We start from the raw sequence: 7,974 nt of genomic DNA on the forward strand, positions 1-7,974 counted from the left end.
ATGCCGGGAAGCTGCTGTACACCCGCGACGCCCGGGCCCGGCGGGACGCACCCGGTCCCCGGGACCTTCGCGACCGGCGAGACGTGCTCGATCTCCGAGATGCCTGCGGCCGGCCAGACGCACACCGTCTCCGAGATCCCCGTGACGCCGCTGTCGCCGGCGGAGCCCGTGCGGCCCGCGGCGCGGGGCACGCACGCCATCGAGCAGGCGGACCTGCCCGGCGGCGAGTTCCTGATGGGAGACGCCACCGGCGACGGCAACCGGGGCGACGGCGAAGGGCCCGTCCATCCGGTCGTCCTGGCCCCGTTCTCGATCGACGTGACCGCCGTGACGACGGCCGACTTCGCCGCCTTCGCGGAGGCGACCGGCTACCGGACGGAGGCCGAGGAGTACGGCTTCTCCGCCGTCTTCCACCTGGCCATGCGCGCCCGCCCGCAGGACGTGATGGGCCCCGTTCCGGGCACCCCCTGGTGGGTCGGCGTCCGCGGCGCCGACTGGCGGCACCCCGCCGGCGTCCTGTCGTCGGCGGAAGCCGACCACCCGGTGGTCCACGTGAGCTGGAACGACGCGATCGCGTACTGCTCATGGGCCGGCCGGCGCCTCCCGACCGAGGCCGAATGGGAGTACGCCTCCCGCGGCGGCCTCGACGGCGCGCGCTACCCCTGGGGCGATGACCTGCCAGAGGACGAGTGGCGGGTGAACATCTGGCAGGGCGCGTTCCCCACCCAGAACACGCTGGCCGACGGCTACTTGACCACGGCCCCGGTCCGCACGTTCCCTCCCAACGCCTACGGGCTCTGGCAGACGGTCGGCAACGTGTGGGAGTGGTGTTCGGACTGGTACGCCCCCGACTACTACGCCTACTCCCCGTCCGGCGATCCGCGCGGTCCACTCCACGGCACGGCCCGGGTGCTGCGCGGCGGATCGTTCCTGTGCCACGACTCCTACTGCAACCGCTACCGCAACTCGGCGCGGTCCTCGAACACGCCCGACTCGTCGATGGCCAACGCCGGGTTCCGCACCGTTTCGCCGCTGGTCACCCGGTGAGTCCGAGTTCGCCCGCGCGCAGTCCGGCCTGGAATCGGGAGTCGGCCTCCAGCTTGGCCATCAGCTCCGCGACCCGTCTCCGGTAGGTGCGCAGGGAAAGGCCGAGCTGTCTGGAGGCGGTCTCGTCGGTGTGTCCCGCGCCGAGGGCACGAAGGACCGCCAGGCTGTCGGCGTCGAGATGGGGCATCTCTCCACTGAAATAGGCCGCCAGGTCGGTGCCGGTCTCCCAGACCGCCCGGAACAGCGCGTACACGCCGCCGACCAGCGCGGGCGAGGTGGTCACGGTGTACTCGCGGAGGCCCGGCGTGTCGCGGCCGGCGAGGATCATCACCCGCCGGTCGATGATGATCGTCTCGTGGGGAAGCCGCGTCGAGCTGATCCGCACCCGGGCGCCCTTCGCCATGACCTCGCGGAGGCGCAGCCGCGCCGCCTCGCCGGCCAGGGCGGCCGGGCTGAGGAGCTTGCTCACGGTGAAGCCGGTCTCACCGGCCGGAGGCATGCGATTCGCGATCGCCTGCCGGGCCGCGGGCTGCGACCAGGTGTCGAGGTCACGGGCCACGCAGACGAACTCGTGCTGAGCACCGGCGAACAGGTGACCGGCCCGGGCGACGAGCTCCGCGTCACCGCGGACGGTAAGGACCTCATCGGCAGACACCCCCTCATTATCACCGCTTTCGTCCGGACGATGGCAGCTTGCTGCCACCACGTTGGCCGATGTACATGTGCGCGGCAGGCTGACCGGTATGACGAAGAACAGCGCGTACTCAAGTGCGGCCACCCCCGCGGCTCTCTCGGGAGAGTTCCTCCTCGGCGGAGACCTCCCCGTCCACCGGCTCGGATTCGGCGCCATGCGGCTGCCGACCGGTAGCTTCCAAGGGGCCGCCCGTGACCCGGAGACGGGCATCGCGGTGCTTCGCCGTGCGGTCGAACTGGGCGTCGACCACATCGACACGGCGTGGTTCTACCGCCGGGGCGGAGTGGCGGCCAACGAGCTGATCCGGACGGCGCTCGCCCCGTACGGAGACAAGCTGGTGATCGCGACGAAGGTCGGGCCCATGCTGGACTCGGACGGGGTTCCGAGCGGCCAGGCCCGTCCGGACCAGCTACGCGGCCTGGTGGAGGACAACCTGCGCAGCCTCGACGTGGACCGGCTCGACCTCGTCTACCTGCGGGTGGGGGGCATGGCCGGCCCTGGCGGCGAGTCGATCGCCGACCGGTTCGCCGCGCTCGCGGAGCTGCGCGAGGAGGGGCTGATCCGGCACTTGGGCGTCAGCAACGTCGATGCCGCCCAGTTGGCCGAGGCGCAGGCGATCGCCCCGGTGGCCGCCGTGCAGAACAGCTTCCACGTGCAAGACCAGGGTGACGCCGAGCTTCTGGCGCATTGCGAGAAGTCCGGGATCGCCTTCGTGCCGTTCTTCCCGCTCGGCGGCGGCCGGCGTCCGATCGACGCGACGCGAATGGCGCACGTCACGGGCCGGCACCAGGCGACCGTTGCCCAGGTCGCGCTCGCCTGGCTGCTGGCGAGCTCACCCGCGCTGCTCGCCATCCCCGGCACCGGTTCGCTCGACCACCTGGAGGAGAACATGGATGCGAGCCGGATCCGCCTGACCCCCGAAGACCTCGCCACACTCGGCGAATGACCTCCGCTCGGTATATGAGTTGACAGGCCGCGTCGCGAACCGGTCCGATGAACATCGGCCGGCACGCGGCATGCCGTCGCCCGGCCGCGTGGATCGTGCCGTGCCGAGGTCTCTCTGCAGGTCGAGCGAACGCCCAACACGTAATCCACGAAGTCCTCGCCACCCACGAACACGCTCTATGAAAAGGCCTTCATGTCCGTTGTGCTAGAGCCACCGCTGTCGTTCGTGCGGGGTCTGTCAGTTCGCTGGGTCGTTTAGCGGATCGTTCAATGCGCGGCCGATGAAGCGGATGGCGTCCGCCTGGCGGAGGATCGACGATGGCCCCATGTGGCCGGCGTCCGCCATCACGCGATAGTCGTGCGCCACCTCGAGGTCCCACAGCAATCGGTGCAGGTATTCAGATCCGTCCTGCAGGCGGAACTCGTCGGCGCCGCCACAGTCGACCAGGATGGCCGGCCGATGGCGACGCAGATCGCCGGCATTGGCGCGGAGTCGCCCGTAGACACTGTTGTGCGCGTAGGCGGCCGGATCGTTGGCTCCCGCGCCCATCGTCACGTGCAGGTCGCGCAACACGCTGGGAAGGTTCTCGTCCGGCACCTCGTCCATGCGTTCACCAGGGAAGATCGCCGGCGAGACCGCGGCGATGGCCCGGTAGCGGTCGGGATGCCGGAAGCCCAGTTTGAGAGCGCCGTACCCGCCCATGGAGGCGCCGATGACCGCCACCTCCGGCGCGAGAAAACCGTGCTCCTTCGCAAGGTGCCGCGGGAATTCGTCGGCGATGAGCGTTTCCCAGGACGGCCCGTCGGGGTGATCGATGTAAAAGCCGCCGTGGGTCGGCGTGCTCGGGCAAGCCACGATGGCCCGAGGCAGTTCGTCGCGTGTCCAGCCGTCGTCATAGAGCGGCTTGGCCGCGTCGAGCGACGCGGAGGATGACATCGCGCCATGCAGATGGAGGATCAGTGGAAGCCGCTCGCCGTCTCGCCATGATGGTGGCGTGAGAATGCGGTAGTCGACGCGCGTGCCCGTCGACATCGACTGGAAGCTTGCTTCGCGGATTTCGCCGAGACCCGTGCCCATGACCGCTCCTGTTCCCCTAGCTGACAAAAGCGCTGGTCAAGAGCCGCAAGAACGCCTCTGATGTCCTTTGCCGCGCGCCGGTGAGGATGTTACCGAGGTGTGGCGGCAGCGGTACAACCATTAACGGTGCGATCAGGCTCGGTCGCGGAGCGCTTACGAACCACCGGTCCGGAGCGACCGTCGCACACCGCGCTCGGTCAATGGGACCGCGCGTGCCCGTGCGACTGCTTGATCCGGCGACAGAGGCGTTCGAGCCACGCGGGTCGCGCGCAAACAACCATAGGGTTGTACAAGCTTCTGGTTGTAGATAGGGTGCGGGCATGGCAGTCGTTGAAGACGAGTTGAGCCTGGTGTTCTCGGCGCTGGCCGACCCCACCAGGCGCGCGATCCTGGAGCGCTTGGCTCATGGTGAGGCGACGGTGAACCAGCTCGCCGAACCGTTCGCGATGACGCAGCAGGCGGTCTCCAAACACCTGAAGGTGCTCGAGCGTGCCCACCTGATCTCGCGGACCCGGACCGCGCAGTCGCGGCCCTGCGTCCTGGACGCCGAGCACCTCGACGCGGCCGTCGGCTGGATCGCGCGTCACCGGCGGATCTGGGCCGACCGCCATGACCGCCTCGATGAGCACCTGGCCGCCCTGCGAGCCGGGCAGCGTCAGGACGGGGGGACGACGCGATGACCGAGACCGGCGAGCTGACCTACCGGCGCGTGCACCGCGCCTCACCCGAGCTGCTGTTCGACTGCATGACCACGCCCGAGCACCTCACCCATTTCTGGGGCCCGGCGGGGACGACGACGCCGGTCGGCAACATCACCATCGACCTGCGGCCCGGTGGCGTCTTCGAGACCACCATGGTCAGCGATGCCGACGGCGGCACGTACACCATGCGGGCCGTCTACGTCGAAGTCCACCGGCCGGACCGGCTGGTGTGGATCGAGGCCGGCGTCGAAGGCGGCATGCGGACCACGGTCACGTTCGTCGATCTGCGCGACGGGCGGACCGAGGTGGTCACCCATCAGACCAACGTGCCGGCCGCGTACCTCAGCGCCGAGGCGAGGGCCGGCTTCACCACCAGCCTCGACCGCCTCGACGTCTACCTGGCCGGGCTGAACGCCCGGCAAGAACCCCAGCAAGGGTAGGGAGCACCAAATGCCAACAGTCGCCTCAGCCGACGGCACCACGATCGCCTACGAGCGCAGCGGCAGCGGGCCGGCGCTCGTCCTCGTCGACGGCGCCATGTGCTACCGCGCTGCGGGGCCGCTGCGCCCACTCGCCGCGCTCCTGCAGGACACCTTCACCGTCTACACCTACGACCGTCGTGGCCGGGGCGAAAGCTCGGACACCCTGCCCTACGCGGTCGCCCGCGAGGTCGAAGACCTCCAGGCCCTCATCGCGCAGGCCGGCGGTGAGGCCTACGTCTACGGCATCTCCTCCGGTGCGGCTCTCGCCTTGACGACCGCCGCAGCCGGGCCCGGGATCACCAAGCTGGCGCTCTACGAGCCGCCGTTCATGGCCGAGGTGGAGGACGGCCCCCAGATCGAGCAGTACACCGAACGGCTCAACGAGCTGCTCGGCGCCGGGCGCGACGGCGACGCCGTGGCCCTGTTCATGACGCACGTCGGCATGCCGGCCCAGGCCATCGCCGGCATCCGGGCACAGCCGGCCTGGGCCATGCTGGAGGCGATCGCCCCGACGCTCGCCTACGACGACGCAGTGCTCGCCGGCGGCGGCGTCCCGCGTGACCTGGCTTCGACGATCGGCGTTCCGGCGCTGGTCCTCGCCGGCGGGGCGAGCCCATTGGGGCTTCAGCACGCCGCGAAGGCCACCTCGGACGCGCTGCCCACCGCCGAGCACCGGACCCTTGACGGCCAGACGCACGACGTGGCACCAGACGCGCTCGCACCCGTACTGGCCGAGTTCTTCGGCACCTGACGTTGACGGGCGGCACGGCCACCGAGCAGGCGCGTTACGAGGGCTACACCGACTTCATGGCCTACGCGGCCGAGCTGGTCGCCCAGCATCGCGCCTTTCCCGGCGAGCTCGAAGGCACTCGGCAGTGTCGCCGCCTACGCGGATGCCACTGACGCGCCGGAGTACGACGTCGTGGTGGTCGGGGCCGGGGCCGCTGGGATGACCGCCGCGTTGGCGGCGGCGAGGCGAGGGCTGAACACGCTCCTGGTCGAGAAGGCGGCCAAGTTCGGCGGGTCGGCGGCCAGATCGGGTGCGGGGATCTGGATTCCGAACAACCAGGTCATTCTCGCCGCGGGCGTGCCGGACACTCCGGCCAAGGCCGCGGCCTACCTCGCGGCGGTCGTCGGAAGCGAGGTGCCCGCGGACCGGCAGGCGGCGTTCCTCGGCAACGGCCCCGCCATGATCTTTTCGTCATGCAGAACAGCCCGCTGCGTTTCCGCTATATGGAGGGCTACTCCGACTACTACCCCGAGCGGACCGGCGGCCTGCCGAACGGCCGATCCATCGAGCCGGACCTGTTCGACGGCAACCTCCTCGGCCCGGAACTGGCCAACCTGAACCCCGCTTACATCCCGGTTCCGAGCGGCCAGGTGGTCTTCAGCGCCGACTACAAGTGGCTCAACCTCGTCCTGGTCAACGTCAAGGGCGCGGCCCTCGCGCTCGAGACCTACGATCGCTGGATCAAGGCCACCGCGCAGGGCAAGAAGCCGCTCACCATGGGCCAATCGCTGGCCGGAGCGCTGCGGGCCGGACTGCTGCAGGCCGGCGTGCCGGTATGGCTGAACACCCCGCTCGTCGATCTGCGCATCGACGCGGGCCGGGTCACCGGTGTGCTCGTGACCCGCAACGGCACGCAGACCCTCATCAAGGCCAAGTACGGGGTCGTGGTCGCCTCGGGCGGCTTCGAGCACAACGACGGCATGCGCGACCAGTACCAGCAGCAGCCCATCGGCACCGATTGGACCCTCGGCGCCGCCTCCAACACCGGCGATGGCATCGAGGCCGGTCTCACGGCCGGCGCCGAGGTCGCGCTGATGGACGACTCCTGGTGGGGGCCGGTGATCCCGCTGCCCGACGAACCGTACTTCTGCCTGGCCGAGCACACCCCTCCCAGGCAGCATCATCGTCAACCAGCAAGGGGTGCGCTTCGTGAACGAAGCCGCGCCCTACGGCGACGTAGTCCACGTCATGTACCAGAAGAACGCCGCGGCGCCGGACATCCCCGGCTGGATGGTCATCGACCAGAACTACCGGAACCGCTACCTCTTCAAGGATCTCGCGCCGACCCTGCCGTTCCCGGACGCCTGGTACGGCAACGGCCGCTCGTCAAGTCGAGCACGATCGCGGGACTGGCGGCCAAGATGGGCGTCCCCGCGAGCGCTCTGCGGAGCACGATCAACCGCTTCAACGGCTTCGCCGCGACCGGCAAGGACCTCGACTTCAAGCGTGGCGACAGTGCCTACGATCACTACTACACCGACCCGGCGGTCATTCCCAACTCCTGTCTCGCCCCGCTGTGGCTGCCGCCGTTCTACGCCTTCAAGATCGTCCCAGGCGACCTCGGAACGAAGGGCGGGCTGGTCACCGACGCTAAGGCCCGGGTGCTCTCTCCGGCCGGTGCGGTCATTCCCGGCCTGTATGCGGCCGGCAATGCCAGCTCCGCCGTCATGGGCCGCAGCTACGCCGGCGCCGGCGCCACCATCGGCCCCGCCATGACGTTCGGCTACATCGCCGCCAACCACATCGCCGACAACCGCTGAGCAAGCGCGGTCACGCGGCCGAAAAACGGATGGCATCGGGCGACTTCCCGGGAGTTGGATTGGCCGATCCGACCTAGACACCGCGTTCCGGTCCGATCTGGCCGAGGCGGCGGCGAACGTGCTGACCGGTGAGCCACGAGGCTCACGGCACGATTCGCCCGCGGAAAGACCCTGGCGCTGCGTATATGAGAACCACGACGCAAGCCGCTCGGAGCCGCGGGAATCACGATCTCTACCGAACTGTGGGCCAGTGCTCCGGCGTTCACGCCGGGGGTGAAGGCCCACGCGGGAGTGCCCGCTAGGGCGCGAGCGTGCTCTAGCCTTCCGCGCCCGTGAGCAGGTCAGCTCACGCGGGTTGTTTCTGCTGTTCGATGTACTGCTTGAGGACCGTGAGCGGTGCGCCGCCCACGCTTGCGGCGAAGTAGGAGCCGGACCAGAAATGCCCGCCCCACAGGTACTGGCGGACGTGAGCGCTGT

Annotated in this window: 10 protein-coding genes and 1 pseudogene; 8 read left to right on the top strand and 3 right to left on the bottom strand. The window is 69.6% G+C overall.

The features are described from left to right. Entirely contained in the window at window positions 1-1,047 is a 1,047-nt protein-coding gene (locus tag MYF83_RS20955) for a formylglycine-generating enzyme family protein (protein WP_248962206.1), read from the top strand. Here the strand turns inward: MYF83_RS20955 and MYF83_RS20960 are convergent. Continuing rightward, window positions 1,037-1,702, bottom strand: coding sequence for a helix-turn-helix domain-containing protein (locus MYF83_RS20960; protein WP_248962207.1), 666 nt, complete (start codon window positions 1,700-1,702; stop codon window positions 1,037-1,039). The two genes, MYF83_RS20955 and MYF83_RS20960, sit on opposite strands and share 11 nt — an antisense overlap. An 88-nt stretch (window positions 1,703-1,790) precedes the next feature. Here MYF83_RS20960 and MYF83_RS20965 point away from each other — a divergent pair, with 88 nt between their 5' ends. Next, window positions 1,791-2,687: an aldo/keto reductase gene (locus MYF83_RS20965; RefSeq protein ID WP_248962208.1), complete on the top strand. Its 897-nt coding sequence runs from the start codon at window positions 1,791-1,793 to the stop codon at window positions 2,685-2,687. A 237-nt stretch (window positions 2,688-2,924) separates the two neighbouring features. On the opposite strand, the gene MYF83_RS20970 is transcribed toward MYF83_RS20965, so the two are convergent. Further along, window positions 2,925-3,764: an alpha/beta hydrolase gene (locus MYF83_RS20970; protein WP_248962209.1), complete on the bottom strand. Its 840-nt coding sequence runs from the start codon at window positions 3,762-3,764 to the stop codon at window positions 2,925-2,927. A 320-nt stretch (window positions 3,765-4,084) separates the two neighbouring features. Between MYF83_RS20970 and MYF83_RS20975 the strand changes: the two genes are divergently transcribed. The 6 genes and pseudogenes from MYF83_RS20975 to MYF83_RS21000 all read left to right on the top strand — a co-directional run bounded on the left by MYF83_RS20975 (window position 4,085) and on the right by MYF83_RS21000 (window position 7,497). After that, window positions 4,085-4,444 (top strand): ArsR/SmtB family transcription factor, encoded by a 360-nt coding sequence (locus tag MYF83_RS20975; RefSeq protein ID WP_248962210.1) that lies wholly within the window; start codon window positions 4,085-4,087, stop codon window positions 4,442-4,444. Then, on the top strand, window positions 4,441-4,905 hold the full coding sequence (locus MYF83_RS20980) for an SRPBCC family protein (RefSeq protein WP_248962211.1): 465 nt from the start codon (window positions 4,441-4,443) through the stop codon (window positions 4,903-4,905). Before MYF83_RS20975 ends, MYF83_RS20980 begins: the two co-directional genes overlap by 4 nt. 10 nt (window positions 4,906-4,915) lie before the next feature. Further along, window positions 4,916-5,698, top strand: coding sequence for an alpha/beta fold hydrolase (locus tag MYF83_RS20985; RefSeq protein ID WP_248962212.1), 783 nt, complete (start codon window positions 4,916-4,918; stop codon window positions 5,696-5,698). 2 nt (window positions 5,699-5,700) lie between these two features. Then, window positions 5,701-5,850, top strand: coding sequence for a hypothetical protein (locus MYF83_RS20990; RefSeq protein WP_248962213.1), 150 nt, complete (start codon window positions 5,701-5,703; stop codon window positions 5,848-5,850). A gap of 22 nt (window positions 5,851-5,872) precedes the next feature. Continuing rightward, window positions 5,873-6,082: pseudogene (locus MYF83_RS42925) on the top strand (FAD-dependent oxidoreductase); the annotation flags it as partial. Window positions 6,083-6,150: 68 nt separating this feature from the next. Further along, window positions 6,151-7,497: an FAD-binding protein gene (locus MYF83_RS21000; protein ID WP_279339815.1), complete on the top strand. Its 1,347-nt coding sequence runs from the start codon at window positions 6,151-6,153 to the stop codon at window positions 7,495-7,497. Between the two features lie 346 nt (window positions 7,498-7,843). On the opposite strand, the gene MYF83_RS21005 is transcribed toward MYF83_RS21000, so the two are convergent. Then, window positions 7,844-7,974 (bottom strand): transposase (locus MYF83_RS21005; RefSeq protein ID WP_248962221.1); only part of this gene is annotated, 131 nt, incomplete at its 5' end.

The sequence above is a fragment of the Sphaerisporangium perillae genome, assembly GCF_023276435.1.
GTDB lineage: Bacteria > Actinomycetota > Actinomycetes > Streptosporangiales > Streptosporangiaceae > Sphaerisporangium > Sphaerisporangium perillae.